Origin of the sequence: Streptomyces sp. SID486, from assembly GCF_009865385.1 — a bacterium.
Lineage (GTDB): Bacteria > Actinomycetota > Actinomycetes > Streptomycetales > Streptomycetaceae > Streptomyces.
The window spans coordinates 1-16701 of record NZ_WWJT01000657.1; the positions used below are offsets into that span (position 1 = coordinate 1).

Genomic DNA, 16701 nt, shown 5'->3' on the forward strand with positions numbered 1-16701 from the left:
CGGTGCCGGTGCCGGTGCCGGTGCCGGTGCCGTTGCCGGCGATGACGGGGGCGATGTGCAGGTAGAGGTCGTCCAGCAGGACGTTGCTCATGAGCCACTGGACGAGAGTGATGCTGCCGCCGACGTCGATGTTGCTGCCGGGCTGCTGCTGAGGGCCCAGATCTGGCCGGCGATGTCGTCGCCCGTGATCAGGCGGCTGCCCTGCCACTGACCGACCTCGTGAGAGCGGAGGAGACGACGTACTTCGGCGCGGCGTTCAGCCAGTCGGCAGTGGGCGCCTGCTCGCTGGTGACGTCCGGGAAGAACGAACCCCACATCTCATAGGTGCTGCGGCCCGGCAGAGCGGAGTCGGCATCGTCGGACAGTCGCGTCACCGCCTCGGCCGCCTCGCCGGTGGTGTAGGGCATGCCCCACTTCTCCGGGCTTTTCACGGCGCCGTCCAGGGATACGAACAGTCCGGCCCTGATCTTGCGTCCTGCTGTCATGTGAACACTCCACGTGAGAGGCCCTCGGGAAACCTGCGACATCCGAACGAGAAGTGAGCTTGTCTTTTGCAAGCAGACTTTGTCAACAGCACTTTGCGTTACGATGTGCATCATGGCGACTCGCGAGTACGGACAGTTCTGCGGCCTGGCCCGGGCGATGGAGATGGTCGGCGAACGGTGGGCCATGCTGATCGTCCGCAACCTGCTCAACGGGCCCCAGCGCTATACGGACCTGCGCAACGGCCTGCCCGCCATCCCCACCAACGTCCTGTCGACCCGCCTCAAGCAGCTCGAAGAGGCCGGGCTGGCGACCCGCCGGGCGTTGTCTCACCCCGCGCGCGCAGTCGTTTACGAACTCACTGACTACGGCCGTGATCTCGAACCCGCGCTGATCGCGCTGGGGCGCTGGGGCGCCCGGACGATGACGGCGCCCCGCCCAGGCGAGGCCATCACCGCGGAGTCGGTGGCCATGTCCTTCCGCACCACCTATCGGTCCGAAGTGGCGCCGGGCGGCGCCATCGGCTTTGAAGTCCGCATGGGCGACTTCAGCATCCGCCTGCAGGTCACCGATGGCGAACTGGCTGTTGGCATCGGCGTGCATCCAGCCCCCGACCTCGTCATCGAAAGGCTTACCGACAAAGCGATCATGGAACTGATGAACGGCAGCAAGACCCCTGTCGAAGCAGTCTCCGAGGGCACTGTGCGCCTGGAAGGAGATCCCGCTTTGCTCAGCCGGTTCACGGAGATGTTCCGCTTCTCATGAACGCCACCGCACCACCACCCCCAGAGGCGACCGGAGCACCTGGTCCGAACGCACTGCGGAACGCCAGGGTGTCCGCCTGTCCTGCCGTGACCGGGGCGGCTCGGGGGCGCCCGTAGTCCTGCTGCACGGCCTCGCCGGACACGCCGGCGAACGGGACCCCCTCGCCGAGGTCCTGAGCCCGGGCTACGGGGTCGTCGCCGTCGACCGGTGCGGCCACGGCGCCAGCTGACGCCGCCTGAGCGAAGTGAGCCGCGCTGCACCGGCCCGTCCTTGCGGCTCAGTCGCTGGGCGGCCACACCGCCCTGCTAACCGCCGCCGCCCCCCACCTCGTACGAGCTGTCGTCCTCATGGAAACCGGTCCCGCGACCCGAACCCGAACGTGCAGTCCGGGATCGGCGGATGGCTCGAGGCGTGGTCGACCCCGTTCCCGTCGCGGGGGGTCGCCGCCGAGTTCCTCGGGGGCGGCCCGATCGGTGAGGGATGGGCTACCGGCTTGCGGACTTCCCGGGAGAGACCCACCAACCCGCTCACGGGCAGCCCCCACCCCCCTGGCTGGCCAGCTGCATCCGCTGACCTCGCTGCTGTAACGGCCGCAGGGGCGACCGGCCGCCGCCCCCAGCCGGTTGCGCCATGTCCGCGTGGCCCAACCGGGCTGGTGCCGCATCAGGCAACGTTCACCTGTTCTGGCAGCCGGAAATCGAGTGCTACGGGCGGCGTTGCCGCATAGCGTGCTTGGCTGTGGACAGTGAGCGCAGTGCTCGGCAGCTTCGGCTGATCGGCGAGACGGTGGAGATCTCGAAGACTCTCGGTGTAGAGGTGTGGCTCCGCGGGGGGTGGGCCATGGACTTCTTCATCGGCGAGGTCACCCGTGACCATGTGGACATCGACTGGTTCGCCTGGGCGGAGGATGCTCCTGCTCTGACCGACGGCCTGCTGCGTTTCGGCTATGAGCCTCTGTCCGGGCCGCCTGCCGATCAGCAGCTCGATTTCTGCAAGCAGGGCGTGGAGAGCAGCTTCGCTCTCTTGAGCAAGGACCGGTTCGGGCGCGTTGTGGTCGCTGGCGGTCCCTGGGCCGGCGAGGTGTGGCCGGAGGGCATGCTCGATGCTCCTGTGGGCCGCATCGGGGCACTCCGATGCCGGATCATCAGTCCCCGCGCCCAGATCGAGATCAAGCAGATGATGCCGGTCTGGGTCCCGGGTCGGCCACGTCGCAGGAAGGACACCGAGGACATCAGCCGGTTGGAAGCGGCTCTGCGAGAGCAGGGCGCTCGCCCGGCATGAGGTGTCGGCGTACACCTGAACGATGTCGGCGTACACCTGAACGTCGACGGTCCGCAAGGTCCTCTCGGCGCCGGGCCCGGCCACCCCACCACGCCGGTCACCGAGCGGACGGTCCCGGGCGAGTGTGATCGACGAGTCCGCGCCGCGGGTCGACACTCCCGCGACCCGTTCTGCTGCTTCACCACCAGCCAGGACCTGCAGACCTTCTTCGACTGCCACCGCCGGGCATTCGCGCCCTTCGGCTGGGTGCCGATGACGATCGTCCACGGCCGCACCAGAACGGTCGTCCGCCGTCACGTCGCCCCCGGTGCGGTGGTCCCGCTGCACCCGGAGGCGGTCGGCTTCGCCGGCCACTACGACTTCGACATCGCCGGCCTGGCCGCCTACCGCCCCACCGGCGAAGGCCGGGGCGAGCGACAGGTCCTCATCGTCCCGTGACCACGTCCTGGCCGGACGGGCCTTCTCTTCCATCGGGGAGACGGACGCCGCCTCAGTGACCTGGGTGCCGCAGCGACGGGCCCGGATCCACAAGACGCATCGGGATGTCATCGGCGAGCGAGGTGCCCGCGACCACGCGGCCCTCAAGCCGCTGCCGCCGACTCCGTGTCTGGTGGCCGAGCGGCATCTGCGGCCGGTCGGCAAGGACTGCCTGGTCGCGTTCGGCGGCAACCGCTGCTCGGTGGCCGCCCGACGCGTCCGGCCCCGCCAATCGGAGGAGTTCGGGGCCACGAAGTCGCGGGTCATGCTGCACTGCGCCGATCCCGACGCCGACAGCGAGACGCTCCTGGCCGTCCACCCGCGAGCCGTCGGCCGCGGCGTCCGCGTCGTCGAGGAGACGCACGGGGACGGACTGCCCACCGGCCATGGCTGCCGGACCACCACCGGCCATGGCTGCCGGACCACCACCGGCCAAGGCCGCCGGACCACCACCGGCGGCGCCCCGCCCCCGCCCCGGCGCGAGCGGTCCGGAGAGGAATCCGGCCCGCTCAGGGCCATGCTGAAACGGGCCGCGGCCACCCGTGTTGAGGTCGGCCGCCGCCCGCTGCCGGTCCATGACGAACTGACCGGAACCGGCCCTTCACCACCAACTCGGCGACGGAGGAGTCCTCTTGAACGAGCTGTCCGGCACAGCCTCCCACTCCGGCCAGGACCGCCACGCGGAAGGGGAGGGCGGCGCGGGTGCTACGTCGCGCGGAACCTGCCCTTCTCGACCTCCGTGACCAGTCCCGTGTCGATCAGCCGGTTCAGATGCCGCACCGCGGTCCGTCGCTCGACCGGGTCCACCTGCGGGCCCTTGACGTGAGGGCGGTAGACCAGTCTGTGCCCGGCGATCTCCTCGACGGTTCGAGGCGCGTCCAGAAATGCCAGCAGGGCTGTGTCGCGCCTCTCCGTCACGGCGGCGAATTCGTCGAGCCGCCTACGGAACTCTCCGGCGCCCTCGATCACACCCTTCTGATGAGCCGTGCCGTACCAGCGGACGCCGATCTCCCGGCACCGGCGCATGGAGGATTCGAAGGCGGTGAGACTGCTGCCGACATCTCCGTAGTAAGGACCGAACGAGGTCAGATCGATGTCCGCCACGTAGAGGAAGCCGTCCGGCTCGATCAGGAAGCCGCTGTGGCCCCGCGTGTGGCCCGGGAGGTGTACGACGGTGACGGTGCGGCCACCGAGGTCGAACACCGTGCCGTCCTCGAATCCCGTGGCGTCGGGGCGATCCCGCACGTGGAAGCGGTCGCGCAGACTCGTGCGAGCGCGCTCGGCGGCGTCCGGGGGGAGGCCGTAGCCGGCGACCATGACCTCGGTCGAGCGCAGCGCGGCCAGATCCTTCTCGTGGATGCGGACGGGCACCTCGTAGTCGGCGAGACCTGCGACGTGGTCCTCGTGCGCGTGGCTCACGAGGACCAGATCCGCAGGCGGTGCCGTACCGACGAGTGACAGCGAAGGGTCGATGACCAGTGTCTCGGCGGTGCCGCGCACGAGCACGGAGTTGGCGTAGGGGTAGGCGCCCTGTTCGGGGCCCGTCAGCACGGTGACTTCGCCGTACCGCCGTACCGCATATGCGGTGGTGGGCAAGGCAGGCTCTCCTTCGTCCGCGTGAGTCGCGGTGATCGGATCCGGGGGGCGAGGACTGTGGCGCTGCTGCCGGGCTGTGCCGCCGGGTGGTGCTTCCGGTGGCGGGCCCGAGGGGGAGTGGGCCCCGGCGGCCACGGCCGCCGGGGTGGGGCTGAGTCAGCCGCGCAGCGCGGAGGCGAAGATCCTCGGGAGGGCGGACCAGCGGGGAGCCGCAGCGAAGTCGGCGAGGAGCCGGCCTGTGGTGGCCGCGGTGCGGTTGGTGACGAACCACGGCGGTTTGGGGGACAGGGTCGTCTTCCCGTGCAGGAGCGCCCGGGGCGCGGGACGGAACGGCCCCCGGACCACGGTGCGCTCGGGGCCGTCCAGCAGCAGCGCGTTGTGCACGACGCCGATGCCGCTCTGCACGTCGTCGAGGGTGTGCCCTGGGAAGGCGCCCCAGGAGGCGGTCGCGGTGAGATAGCCGACGCCGGTCCAGGCGTTCAACGCGATCGTTCCGTAACGGAGTTCGGCGATTGCCTCGTCCAGCGCGGGGCCGAGCAAGGCCATGGTGCCCGGATGGGCGATCAGGTTCACGCCGAGCGTGCCGGCGAACTCCTCGTTCGCGGTGCGGACCGCCTCGGCGAGGAACTGACGTGCGTCGCCGGGAAGTTCCAGGACGGCGAGGACGGGGGCGAAGTGCTCCGTGGTCAGAGCCGGTCCGGGGTCCGCCGGGTCGAGAGCTGTGATCAGCACGCGGCCTGCGCCGATACGTTCGGCGGTGTCGCCGTACGTGTCGAGGGCGCGGGCTGTCCGGTCGTCGCTGCCGGGGTAGTACGCGGGGCGGGCGGGCGCGTCGGCCAGTGCGGCTCGCAGGTGCGCCAGGAAGCGGTCCTTCTGCGCCCAGTCGGAGCTGACGACGACCACCTGGCTCGCCACGCAGTTGTAGCCGTTGTTGTGCAGCTTCTGGGTGGCGATGTGCTCGGCCTGGTAGCGCAGATCCGCCTCGGACCAACCACCCGGCAGCACGATCGTGGGGGACACCCCGCCCAGCTCGCTGGTGACCGGCTTGTCGAGCAGCGGCGTGCCTGCCTTCTTGCGGCCGGTGCCCTCTGCGCCCGGACCGTAGACGATCGCGTCATGGGTCGCGGCGCTGCCGGTCATGTGGACATGGCGGATTTTCGGGTGGTGCACCAGGCACGTGCCGACATCGGCGCCACCGATGAGGAGCCGGACCGCCCCGAGGTCGATCAGTGGCGCCAGCACCCTTTCGAAGACAGCCAGGAGCCCGTCGGTGACCGGGTTGAGTTTGAGGGCCACCACCCGGTTGTGTGCGTACAGTTCGTAGAGGACGTCCAGGATCGGGATCGAGGTGATGTTCCCGGCGCCGAGCACGACGCCCACGCCCCGGGTGTCGGCCGGGCGGAGAAGGGCGAGACCCGCGGTCCTCCGCACCTGCTCCTCAGTGATGCCGGGCTGCATCCACACCTCGGCGTCGAAACCGTTCAACAGCAGGCGGTCCCAGATGCTGTGCGGCAGGACGCGGACCGCCACCCGTCCGCCGGGCGCTCGGCCGAAGGAGAACCCGTCGACGGGGCTGCGGCTCTCTGCCAGGGCGGTGATGCTTCCGGCGAGCGCACCGAGAGAGGTCAGCACCGGGTAGGGACCGGTGATCCATTCCTCGCCGACGAGCGGGCTGCCGCTCGGCAGACGCTTGTAGGCGACGGCCGCGCGCACCCATGCCTCTGCCGCTTCGGCGGTGGCCGCGCTCATCCGCAGGAGCAGTTCCCGTCGCTTCGCCAGGTCGCAGGCGGCCCAGGCGGCCTCACCACGGACGAGGTCGTCGACGGCTTGGTCGATCTGCCACCTCTGTGCGGTGGACGGCAGGGCGGCGGTCATCACGCGGCTCCCTTGATGAGGTCGGCGGCCTTCTCCGCCGCCATGATCGTGGGCGCGTTGGTGTTGCCGCGCGGCACCGTCGGGAAGACGGAGGCGTCGACCACCCGCAGGCCCGGCACGTCGTACACCCGCAGCTCCGGATCGACCACCGCACCGATCGCACACGTCGACGTCGGGTGGTAGAGCGTCTGCCCGGACCGCTGCGCCCAGGCGAGGAGGTCCGCGTCCGCGTGCGCGGCCGGGACGTCGAAGGGCCCGGTGACCAGCTCGGCCACCGCCGGCTGAGCGGCGATGTCCAGGGCGATCCGGATGCCCGCGACGATGCACTCCCGGTCCTGGGGGGTCGTCAGGTAGTTGTGCACGATCCGGGGCGCCGCGTCCGGGCGCGCGGAGCGCAGGGTCACCGCTCCGCGGCTCGTCGGGGCGACCACGCACGGGCCGAAGGAGAAGCCGTGGCCGATCGGCGCGCCGAGTCCCTCCTGGTGGAAGAGCACGGGAGCGGCGTGGAACTGCACGTCGGGTGCGTCCAGTTCGGGGCGGGTGCGGAAGAAGCCGCCGGCCTCCCCCACGTTGGAGGTGAGCGGGCCGCGGCTCTCGTCCCGCAGCAGGGCCGCGTTCTCGGGGCTCGCCGCGCCGAGCAGGGATTCGGCGTCGGTAAGGAAGTTGAGCAGAGTCATGTAGTGGTCCTGGAGGCCCTGCCCGACCGGCAGGTCACGGACGACGTCGATGCCGACGGCGGACAGGGCGGGGGCGGGACCGATGCCGGACAGCATCAGAAGCTTCGGTGACTCGTAGGCCCCTGCGGAGAGGATCACCTCGCGCTCGGCCCGCAACACCTCGACGTCGCCCGCGCGTCCGACCTCGACACCCGCTGCCCGGCCGCCCTCGATCACCACGCGATGGGCGCGGGCCGAGGGGAGCACGGTGAGGTTCGGCCGGTCGAGAGCGGGGTGCAAGTAGGCGACGGCGGCGCTGCAGCGAAGACCGCCGCGCTGCGTCAACTGGTAGCGGCCGACACCGAACTGCGTCTCACCGTTGAAGTCGTCGTTGGACTTGTGCCCGGCCTGTTCGGCGGCCCGCACGAAGGCCGAGGCGAGCAGGTGCCCGGACCTGCCGTCGCTCACCGTCAGCGGGCCGCCGGCCCCGTGGTAGGGGTCCGCGCCCCGCTCGTTGCCCTCCGAACGCCGGAAGTACGGCAGCACGTCGGTGTACGACCAGCCGGTCGCCCCGGCCGCGGCCCAGCCGTCGTAGTCGGCGCGGTTGCCCCGGATGTAGATCATCGCGTTGATGGAGCTGGAGCCGCCGAACACCTTGCCCCGTGGCAGATAGGTCCGCCGTCCGCCGAGGCCAGGTTCCGGGTCGGAGTCGAGGTCCCAGTCGACCCCGGACTTGAACAACTGCGGGAAGGCGGCCGGGACGTGGATCTCCTGCGCGGTGTCGGGGCCGCCGGCCTCGATCAGCGCGACCCGCACGTCGGGGTCCTCCGAGAGCCGCGCCGCGAGGACGCAGCCCGCGGATCCTGCGCCGACGATGACGTAGTCGTACATGCTCATCCCGTCCCTTGAACGAATACAGCGTGGTGGCGTGGAGAAGAGGGAGGTACCGGCTTGCGAGGAGCCCGGCGCCGTCCCGGTCAACGGGGCGAAGGCGTCGGATGGAGGACGCGTGTGAGGAAGGCGAGCTGGTCGGCCAGCGCCCGCTGCTGTCCCGGCCCCGCGTAGACGTCCAGGTGGTCCACGGGGTAATCGAGCAGCTCCCCGCGGCCGGCCTTCCGGGCGGTGCGCCGGGCCGCCCTGCCGGGTGCGATGCGGTCCCTCGTGCCGATCTGCACGAGGATCGGGCAGTCCAGGCGCCGGACGTAGCTGGTGGGCCGGTTCAGGCCGACCTTCAGTGCCGCGCGTGCGCACACCTCGTTGCGAAAGGTGGGGCCGACGAACGACGCGCAGATCTCCGGTGCCCGGGGGAGCCCCATCATGGCGAGCGTCCCGGGCTCCGCGACGACCGGTACGTGGTGCGGTGGCCGGGCGGTGAGGGCGCGAGCGGTGTCACGCAGCCCGTGCCCCGCCAGGCGCAGCAGCCGGCCGACCCCGGCATGCCGCACGACATTGGCCAGCGAGGCGAGACCGTCGGTCACGGGCGTCAGCGACACGACCGCCGCGACACGAGCGTCCTGGGCGGCGACCACGAGGGCGTGTCCGCCGGCGTACGACACGCCCCACAGCACGATCCGGCGCGGATCGACGCCGGGCAGCCGCCGGGCGGCCGCCAGGGCCGCGTGGTAGTCCTGCCGCTGGCGGCGGACCGAGACGTCCTGGCGCGGGGCGCCGTCGGAGTCGCCGAAGCCGCGGTAGTCGAAGACGAAGGCGTCCATGCCGGCCGCGGCGAAGCCTTCGGCATAGTTCAGCAGGCCGCTGTCCCGAGTGCCGCCGAAGCCGTGGGCCATGACCACGCAGGGACGTCCGCCCGGGCCGGCCAGGACGTCGCCGGCGGCCGGTACGTGCCAGGCGGCGCAGCGGACGCCGTGGCTGACGAAGGTGAGGTCGCGCTTCACCGTGCCGCCCCCGGCCGGGCCGACGGCACCGGGCCGCCGGAGGTGAACCGGAGTGCGCTGTCCTCGACCGGCCCCCGACGCAGCCGCTCGACGTCCCGTTCGTAGGCCATCTCCACGGTCCACGGACCGCTCGTCCCCGCCCGGGGGAACTCCCCGATGCCCCGCAGGACGTAGTTGGAGCTCAGGTCCATGTACGGCACCCGTTCGACGGTCGGGTCGTCGAGGACGGGCTCGACGGTGTCGTGACCGTGGGCGTCCATGTGGTCGAGCAGACGGCAGAAGTGCTCGCAGACCAGATCGACCTTGAGCGTCCAGGAGAGGTTCGTGTATCCGAGCGCGAAGACGAGGTTCGGCACGCCGGACAGCATCATCGCCTTGTACGCCGTCGTGTCCGAGGGTTTCGTTTCGCGGCCGTCGACGCTCAGCCGGATTCCGCCGAAGGGCGACATGGTGAGCCCGGTCGCGGTGACGATGATGTCGGCGGTCAGTTCCTGGCCGGACTTCAGCAGGATGCCGGTTCCGGTGAACCGGTCGATGTGGTCGGTGACGACCGAGGCCCGCCCGGCCGAGATCGCCTTGAACAGATCGCCGTCGGGCACGACGCACAGCCGCTGGTCCCAGGGGTCGTAGCGCGGCGTGAAGTGGGTGTCGACGTCGAAGTGCCGGGGGAGTCGCCGGCGCACGTCGGCGATGAGCAGCCGGCGCATGAGTTTCGGCATGCGCCGGCTGGCCTTGTAGATCGCACGCGTGAACAAGATGTTCTTGCGCCGGACCATCCGGTGCGCCCGCCTGCGCCCGACCAGTTTCCGCAGTGCGTGGGCCGGCACGTCGTGGGCCGGCACGGAGAACACGTAGCTCGGTGATCGCTGCAGCATGGTGACGTGGGCGGCCGTGCGGGCCATCGAGGGGACGAGGGTGATCGCTGTGGCACCGCTGCCGATCACGATGACATGCTTGCCTGTGTGGTCGAGGCCCGCCGGCCAGTGCTGCGGGTGGATCACCGTGCCGGTGAAGTCCTCGATGCCTGTGAACTCCGGTGTGAATCCGGCGTCGTGGTCGTACATGCCGGTGCCGAGGAAAAGGAAGCGTGCGGTGAATCTCGCCTGCTTCCGGCTGCCGCGGTGCTGCGCGGTGACGGTCCACCGTCCCTTCGCGGACGAGAAGTCCGCGCTGACGACCCGGTGGCCGAAGCGGGTGTGGCGGGCCAGCCCGTAGTCGTCGGCGGTCTGCCGCAGGTAGTCGAGGATGAGGTGTCCGTCGGCGATGGACTTGCGGTGGGTCCACGGCCTGAAGCCGTAACCGAAGGTGGGCATGTCGGAGTCGGACCGGATGCCGGGGTACCGGAACAGGTCCCACGTCCCACCGATGGCGTCGCGGCCCTCCAGGATCAGGAAGGACGTGCCCGGGCGGCGGGCCTTGAGATGGGAGGCCGCGCCGAGGCCGGAGATCCCGGCGCCGATGATCAGCACGTCGACGTCCGTGGGCGAGCCGGGCGGCGGCGCGGTCCTGCTGGTGGTCGTGTCAGTCACGGGTGGCTCCTGGCCGTGGTGGGGGAGGGGCTGCGAGGGGTCGGCCGCCGCCGGGCAGTCGCCGGCGACCGCCCGGCGGCTCAGGCCGGCGTGGACGTGGGCGCTCTTGCGCACCTCGTCGGCGCCGTCGGCCGGGCGCAGTGGGCAGATGCCGGCGCCGTGGACGCGGGCGAGTGGGAAGTCCTGCGACCCGCCGCCGGCTCGGTGGAGCCGGACGGCGTTGTCGTACCGGTGTGGTCGGCCAGGAGGTCGGCACCGCCGGAGGTGTCGATCGTCTGTGCGACCACCGCGTCCTTGTGGGCGGTGTCGTCGGCATGTCCGGGAACTCCGGGCCTGGGACGCGTGCCGCCGACGTGGTGACGGCCTCGGCCGGGGCGTCGGGCTCGCGTTCCGATGCTCACGGCCTCGGCGTCTCCGGCGACCAGTCGCTCGGTCGCCACGGCCTCCCCGCTGCGGGGCATGGACTTCTCCGTTCGGCTCGGTCACCAAAGTCGATGCGAATTCGAATTCGAGTTTAGGGAGTGTTCAGAGTGTGTCAATACGTGTCGAGCGGGAAGGGGGGCCGCGAGGCTGATACGATCTCGAATCGTGTTCGGTAAAAATGCGACAAGCCGCGTCCCAGCTCGCCCGGCGGCCCAGCGGCGCGGGATGGAGCGCAGGAAGGCCATCCTCGACGCCGCCGAAGCCCTGCTCGCCGAGAAGGGCTACGAGGCGGCCACGCTGAAGGCGACCGGCGAGCGGGCCGGCATCCCGGCCGCTTCGATGTACCACTACTTCGCCGACCGGTACCAGGTCGACGCCGAACTGCTGCAGCGACACCTGAGCGAGCTGGACGGGCGCATCGGCGCCATGCTGGCCGAACCGAGGGCGCAGACGCTGCGCGAGGCCGTCGACGCCATGATCGATCTGCTCCTCGACCATCTCCGCCGTCACCGCAGCTGCACGGAACTGTGGTTCGCGGGCCGCCACACCACGCTCGACGAGATGGTGCGCGCCTTCGACGAGGCGCAGGCGGAACGGCTCTGGCACCACCTCGTCGAACAGCGCTTCGTAGCGGCCGACACGCCCCTGCTCGCCCTGCTCCTCGCCTTCGAGACCGGCACCAGGCTCTTCGAGATCGCGTTCCGGCGCTCGCCGGCCGGGGACGACGCCACGATCGACGAGGCGCGCCGCCTCGTCACCGCGTACCTGGAGACCTACGCCTCCGAAGAGACACGCTGACCTGCGCCTCCGAAGAGACACGCTGACCTACGCCCCCGAAGAGACACGCTGACGCGAGCGGCGCGCCCGACGGGTGGGCGCCCCCCCGCAGACCGGCTAACGCAGCGGGCCACCCCACCGCACCTGGTCGCGCAGCCGGTTCTTGAGGAGCTTCCCTCCCGCGTTGCGCGGCAGCGCCTCGGTGACGACCGTGGCGTACTGCGGAACCTTGAAGTCGGCGAGCCGCTCCCCGCAGTGCGCGAGCACCTCGGCGACATCGATCTCCGCCCCGTCCCCGAAGAGGACCGCTCCGACCTTCTCCCCCATGACGTCGTCGGGTACGGCGAGGACGGCGGCGTCGGCGACTCCGGGGGCGGAGAGCAGGACCGCCTCGACCTCGACGCTGGAGATGTTCTCGCCGCCGCGGTTGATGATGTCCTTGATCCGGTCGACGATGTGGATGCGTCCGGTCTCGTCGACCCGGACGATGTCCCCGGTGTGCAGCCATCCGTTCCTGATCGCCTGTGCCGTGGCATCCGGCCGGCGCCAGTAGCCGGTGGTCACCGTGACTCCCCGGACCACCAGTTCGCCCGTGTACGGGTCGTCGCCGATCGGGACGACGCCGAGCTCCACCGACGGCACCGCGTAGCCGACGGAGTCCGCGTGTTCGGCGGCGTCCCGGTCCGGCAGGACGGTGATCAGCGACGCCGTCTCGGTCATGCCGTAACCGTTGATCACTGCAGCCGCCGGGAAGGCTTCCTTCAGCCGGCGTACGAGCGACGGCGCGACCGGGGCACCGCCGTACGCGAGCCAGCGGACCCCGGAGACGTCGGCACCGGTGAAGGCCGGGTGCCGCAGCAGCAGTGCGTACACCGCGGGCACGGTCACGAGGAACGAGATCCGTTCCTCCGCCAGCGCCGCCGCCAGCCGTGGCAGATCAAGGCCGGGCATGATCACCGAGGTGCCGCCGAGGCAGGCGGCGACGACGAACTGCGCGTTGCAGCCGGTGACATGGAACAGCGGCACCGAGATCAGGGTCCGCAGCTCGGAGCCGGCGTCCCGGGGGATGCCGAGACAGCGGATCAGGTTCTCGGCGTTGGTCACGAACGCCTCGTGTGTGATCGGCACGCCCTTGGCACGCCCGGTCGTACCGGAGGTGTAGAAGAGCGCGGCCACATCGGCGGCGACGACATCCGTGGTGACATGCGGTTCGCCGTCCGGCAGCGGGGCATCGGCCGGAAGATCGACCTTCACGCCCGCGTCGCCGAGGACGGACTCCACCTCCACGGGCGTCGATCGGGAATTGACCGCCACGGCGATGCCCCCGGCCAACAGGGTGCCCCAGAAGGCGAGGGCCCAGTCCCTACCGGCCGTGTACCGCACGGCCACCCGGTCCCCGGCCGTCACGCCACGTGCCCGCAGCCCCCCGGCCACCCGCGCGGCGCGCCGCCACAGCTGCGCGTACGTGAGCCGGTCCCCGCCGAGTTCGACGACCGCCTCGGCGTCCGGGCGAAGCTCGACGTGGGTACGGAGCGCGTCGAGCAGCGTCGCGGGCGCGTCCGGGTACCTGAGGACACCGTCCGCGTCCCTCACCAGATCGTCCTGAGGGAACGGATTGCGCGAACGCATGACGGGGGTGATGGGACGGGGCATCTCGGCGGCTCCAGGGCATGGGCGTGGCGGGCGGCACACGAAGGCGAAGGACGATGGTGGACGACCAGGGCATCGCCGCTCCCGGACCTCCCGAGTACGCGGTCGCGGCGACGCCCTGGTCAGGGTCGGGTCGGGAGCGTTCCTACCGCACCGACTCGACGATCTCGTGGCGCGGTGTCCCCACGCGCTCCAGGGCGGCGTAGAAGGGTTCCGGCTCGGCCCAGTCCTCCGGGGCGAACGAACCGGCGCGCTTCCCGGCCTCGTCGAGGGCCAGCACCATGAACGCGGCGCAGGCGGTCCCCGTCACCGTGGCCATGCTGGCGACGAGATACGAGCCCGGCCCGCTGACCGGTGTACGACGGACGGCCACGGCCGGGCGCCCGTCGCGCGTCCCGCGGACCCGGGCCAGCAGGCCGCCCCGCCAGGTGTACCGCCGGCGGACGGCCGAGGCCCCGAGGTACTTGAGCAGCTCGCCCGCCCCGCTCTCGCCGCGGCGGACCTGGGCCATCATGCCGTTCAGAGCGTGACGCCAGCCCGAGGGAGTGCCGAAGCGGCTCTTGACGATCGCCATCATGAAGTCGACCGCTTCGTCGGAGGTCATCCGGCCCGACTGGATCGCCTGGCCGAGACCCTTGACGAGGCCGTTGACCGGCGCCGGGTCCATGCCGCCGAGGCAGCGGATCCGCTGCGCGGCAGGGAAGCGGCGGGGCATGGTGACGGGCTCCGGGTGGGCCGTCTCGTACAGCAGGGTCTCGCCCAGGCCGCCGCCCATCGGCGCCGAACCGGTCTCGACGTACGACTGGTGGGTGACCGGTCCGCCGTTCTCCCACGTCAGGCAGTCGCCGGCGGCGATGTGCATGAGGTGCTGGATCACCGCCCGGCCCACGTTCGGCCGCTCGTCGCCGACCGTCCAGAACATCTCGATGTCCTCGACCGTGTCCAGTTCGCTCGCGGCGTCCACGGCCAGCACATTGCTCATGCCCGGCGAGGCGCCGCAGCCGATGTAGAGCGGAACGCCCGCCTCCTGCGCCTGCTCGGCGAGGCCCAGTGCATGCTGGGTGCTCTCGACGTCGTCGTCGAAGTCGAGGTACGGCACCTTCAGCTCGATGCAGGCCGTGATCACGGGCTCCGAGGTGCGGATGTAGGGCCCCGCACCGAGGACGACGAGGGCGGCGCCGTCGACCACGTCGAGGAGAGCGTCCCGGTCGTAGAGGTCGAGCCGCCGGACCTTGACCCGGCCGGTCGGCAGCCTCTTCACCAGCGGCTTCAGGAGCTCGGGCCGGATGTCGCACAGGGTGAGCTCGTAGTCGCCTCCCGCCCGCGCGAAACGCTCGATGGCGACCTTGCACATCTCGCCCGCGGCGCCGATGAACACGACCCGCCGCCCCGTCACGCGACGACTCCGGCCTCGAGCACTCCGACGTCAAGACAGTGGGCCATGACCCGCTCCGTTCTGTTGCCGTCGCCGAGTACGTACGGCGACCTCCGTGTCGCGGCCGGCCGGCAGGGCCGAGGAACGCGAGATCCGATGTCGAATCGAGTTCGAGTTTATGCGCCGGGGCACTGCGGCGGTCAAGACCTTGTTCGCGATGAGATCGACTGGATGCCCGCCGGCGCCGCAGGGTGGGTCGGCCCAGGGAAGCGCCCGTTGGGCGAGGAGGACATCCCCGGCCTGGTCCTCGTTCCCGCCGCCGTGCGACGGGTGGACATCCCGGTCATCGCCAGCGGCGGCTTCGCGACCGGCAATGGCCTCGCCGCCGCACTCGCGCTCGGAGCCTGCGCCGTGAGCATGGGCACCCCGGTTCGCCGCCGGCGCGGAGGCGCCCGTGCACCGGAACGTCAAGGACCCGATCGTCACCAACGACGAACGGGCCGCCCAACTGGTCTTCCGGGAGTTCGGCAACACCGGGCGGGTCGCGCGCAACGCGGGCGGAAGCACTCGCCGTCGAGGGCGTCGACGGCATCGACGCGGTGCGGTACGCGAGCGGCGTAGCACAACAGACCGCGCACATGGGGGACCGGTCCCGTTCCTGCCCTGCAACAGGAGGCGGGTGCCGGGCACCGCACCACGACCGCGGACCCGGACGTCACATGCGACCGCGGGCGAGAGCCCACCGCCCGGCCGCGTGGGACGCCCGGGTCTCGGGATCACTCCCCGGACCGGCGACGACCTGCCGGGTCCCGCCTCGGGCGCGACCGGTACGGCGCGTCCGCGTCCGCCCCGCACTGTGGCGGACGGGTCTGCATGTCCGCGAGACGTCGGTTCCCGGATCCTGCATCGTCACGTGCGATCAGGGTCAGAGGTCGAGCCCCCGCTGCAACTGCCCCCGGTTCATCCACTTCGGCAGGCCCGGCGCCGTGAGGAAACCCTCGGCGCGGGCGGCGGCGAGCCCGATGCGCAGCACGTCGGTGCTCTTCTCGAAGAGCATGAAACGTGGCTCCCAGACGGGGCGGTACTTGGCGTTGGCACGGTAGAGGGACTCGATCTGCCACCAGCGGGAGAAGAAGGCGAGCAGTGAGCGCCACGCCCGCAGCACCGGTCCCGCGCCGAGCCGGGCCCCGCGCTCGAAGACGGACCGGAACACGGCGAAGTTCAGGGACAGCCGGGTGATCCGGGCCTCGTCCGCGCGTCGGATCAGGTCCAGCACCATGAACTCGATCAGGCCGTTGTCGGACTCCCGGTCCCGTCGCATCAGATCCAGCGACAGTCCCTTCTCGCCCCAGGGGACGAAACTGAGGAGCGCTCTCAACCTGCCTTCGGCGTCCGCGCATTCGAGCATCAGGCAATCGCCGTCGGCCGGGTCGCCGAGCCGTCCGAGAGCCATCGAGAAGCCCCGCTCGGTGTCCCCGTCGCGCCAGTCGTCGGCCAGCCGCACCAGCCGGGCCATCTCCTCGGCGCGGATGTCGGCGTGGCGCCGCATCCGCACCGTGTAGCCGGCTCTGCGGACCCGGTGGTACGCCTGGCGCACCCCGCGCATGGCACGGCCCTCCAGACTGAAGTCGGCGACCTCCACGACGGCTTCGTCGCCCAGTTCGAGCGCGTCCAGCCCGTGCCGGGCGTACACGGTGGCGCCCAGTTCGCTCGCCCCCATCACCGCGGGCGTCCACCCGTGCTCGCGCGCCTCGGTCAGCCACCGCTCGATCGCCCCCGGCCACGCCTCGGGATCGCCCAGCGGATCGGCCGAGGCCAGCGAGACGCCGCCGACCACCCGGTAAGTCACCGCGGCCTTGCCGGTGGGTGAGAAGACGACGCTCTTGTCCCGGCGCAGCGCGAAGTAGCCGAGCGAGTCG

At 71.1% G+C, this 16701-nt stretch carries 14 protein-coding genes and 2 pseudogenes; 6 read left to right on the forward strand and 10 right to left on the reverse strand.

Going from position 1 to position 16701, the window contains the following annotated elements; all coding sequences use genetic code 11:
- Positions 1 to 188: 188 nt before the first annotated feature.
- Positions 189 to 485, reverse strand: a complete 297-nt coding sequence (locus GT045_RS30560) for a hypothetical protein (RefSeq protein WP_161336149.1) — start codon at positions 483 to 485, stop codon at positions 189 to 191.
- A 112-nt stretch (positions 486 to 597) separates the two neighbouring features.
- Between GT045_RS30560 and GT045_RS30565 the strand changes: the two genes are divergently transcribed.
- The 4 genes and pseudogenes from GT045_RS30565 (at position 598) to GT045_RS40125 (ending at position 2967) form a co-directional block, all read left to right on the forward strand.
- A complete protein-coding gene (locus GT045_RS30565; RefSeq protein ID WP_161336150.1) occupies positions 598 to 1248 on the forward strand; it encodes a winged helix-turn-helix transcriptional regulator in 651 nt (216 codons plus the stop codon).
- A 76-nt stretch (positions 1249 to 1324) separates the two neighbouring features.
- A pseudogene (locus GT045_RS40120) lies at positions 1325 to 1744 on the forward strand (alpha/beta fold hydrolase); the annotation flags it as partial.
- 242 nt (positions 1745 to 1986) lie between these two features.
- Positions 1987 to 2529: an aminoglycoside adenylyltransferase gene (locus tag GT045_RS30570; RefSeq protein WP_345942805.1), complete on the forward strand. Its 543-nt coding sequence runs from the start codon at positions 1987 to 1989 to the stop codon at positions 2527 to 2529.
- Positions 2530 to 2781: 252 nt separating this feature from the next.
- Positions 2782 to 2967 carry a hypothetical protein gene (locus tag GT045_RS40125; RefSeq protein ID WP_237539001.1) on the forward strand — a complete coding sequence of 62 codons (186 nt, stop codon included), beginning with the start codon at positions 2782 to 2784 and terminating at the stop codon, positions 2965 to 2967.
- 52 nt (positions 2968 to 3019) lie between these two features.
- Here the strand turns inward: GT045_RS40125 and GT045_RS40130 are convergent, their stop codons facing one another.
- The 6 genes from GT045_RS40130 to GT045_RS30600 form a co-directional block, all read right to left on the reverse strand.
- Positions 3020 to 3583, reverse strand: a complete 564-nt coding sequence (locus tag GT045_RS40130; RefSeq protein ID WP_237539002.1) for a hypothetical protein — start codon at positions 3581 to 3583, stop codon at positions 3020 to 3022.
- A 128-nt stretch (positions 3584 to 3711) separates the two neighbouring features.
- The gene (locus GT045_RS30580) at positions 3712 to 4602 is read right to left on the reverse strand and encodes an MBL fold metallo-hydrolase (protein WP_161336152.1); all 891 of its coding nucleotides are present in this window, start codon (positions 4600 to 4602) and stop codon (positions 3712 to 3714) included.
- A 156-nt stretch (positions 4603 to 4758) separates the two neighbouring features.
- Entirely contained in the window at positions 4759 to 6477 is a 1719-nt protein-coding gene (locus tag GT045_RS30585; protein WP_161336153.1) for an aldehyde dehydrogenase family protein, read from the reverse strand.
- Positions 6477 to 8030: a GMC family oxidoreductase N-terminal domain-containing protein gene (locus GT045_RS30590; protein WP_161297114.1), complete on the reverse strand. Its 1554-nt coding sequence runs from the start codon at positions 8028 to 8030 to the stop codon at positions 6477 to 6479. Before GT045_RS30590 ends, GT045_RS30585 begins: the two co-directional genes overlap by 1 nt.
- An 80-nt stretch (positions 8031 to 8110) precedes the next feature.
- Positions 8111 to 9028, reverse strand: coding sequence for an alpha/beta fold hydrolase (locus tag GT045_RS30595; protein ID WP_161336154.1), 918 nt, complete (start codon positions 9026 to 9028; stop codon positions 8111 to 8113).
- Positions 9025 to 10557 (reverse strand): NAD(P)/FAD-dependent oxidoreductase, encoded by a 1533-nt coding sequence (locus GT045_RS30600; RefSeq protein WP_161297110.1) that lies wholly within the window; start codon positions 10555 to 10557, stop codon positions 9025 to 9027. The genes GT045_RS30595 and GT045_RS30600 overlap by 4 nt, the downstream gene beginning before the upstream one ends.
- 648 nt (positions 10558 to 11205) lie before the next feature.
- Between GT045_RS30600 and GT045_RS30605 the strand changes: the two genes are divergently transcribed.
- On the forward strand, positions 11206 to 11778 hold the full coding sequence (locus GT045_RS30605) for a TetR/AcrR family transcriptional regulator (protein WP_161297108.1): 573 nt from the start codon (positions 11206 to 11208) through the stop codon (positions 11776 to 11778).
- 96 nt (positions 11779 to 11874) lie between these two features.
- Here GT045_RS30605 and GT045_RS30610 read toward each other — a convergent pair whose 3' ends face one another.
- The gene (locus tag GT045_RS30610; RefSeq protein ID WP_161336155.1) at positions 11875 to 13410 is read right to left on the reverse strand and encodes an AMP-binding protein; all 1536 of its coding nucleotides are present in this window, start codon (positions 13408 to 13410) and stop codon (positions 11875 to 11877) included.
- Positions 13411 to 13552: 142 nt separating this feature from the next.
- Positions 13553 to 14803 (reverse strand): saccharopine dehydrogenase NADP-binding domain-containing protein, encoded by a 1251-nt coding sequence (locus GT045_RS30615; protein WP_161336156.1) that lies wholly within the window; start codon positions 14801 to 14803, stop codon positions 13553 to 13555.
- A gap of 252 nt (positions 14804 to 15055) precedes the next feature.
- Here GT045_RS30615 and GT045_RS30620 point away from each other — a divergent pair.
- Positions 15056 to 15338: pseudogene (locus GT045_RS30620) on the forward strand (nitronate monooxygenase); the annotation flags it as partial.
- A 369-nt stretch (positions 15339 to 15707) separates the two neighbouring features.
- Here GT045_RS30620 and GT045_RS30625 read toward each other — a convergent pair.
- The coding region (locus tag GT045_RS30625; protein WP_161336157.1) for a phosphatidylglycerol lysyltransferase domain-containing protein at positions 15708 to 16701 on the reverse strand (994 nt) is incomplete at its 5' end.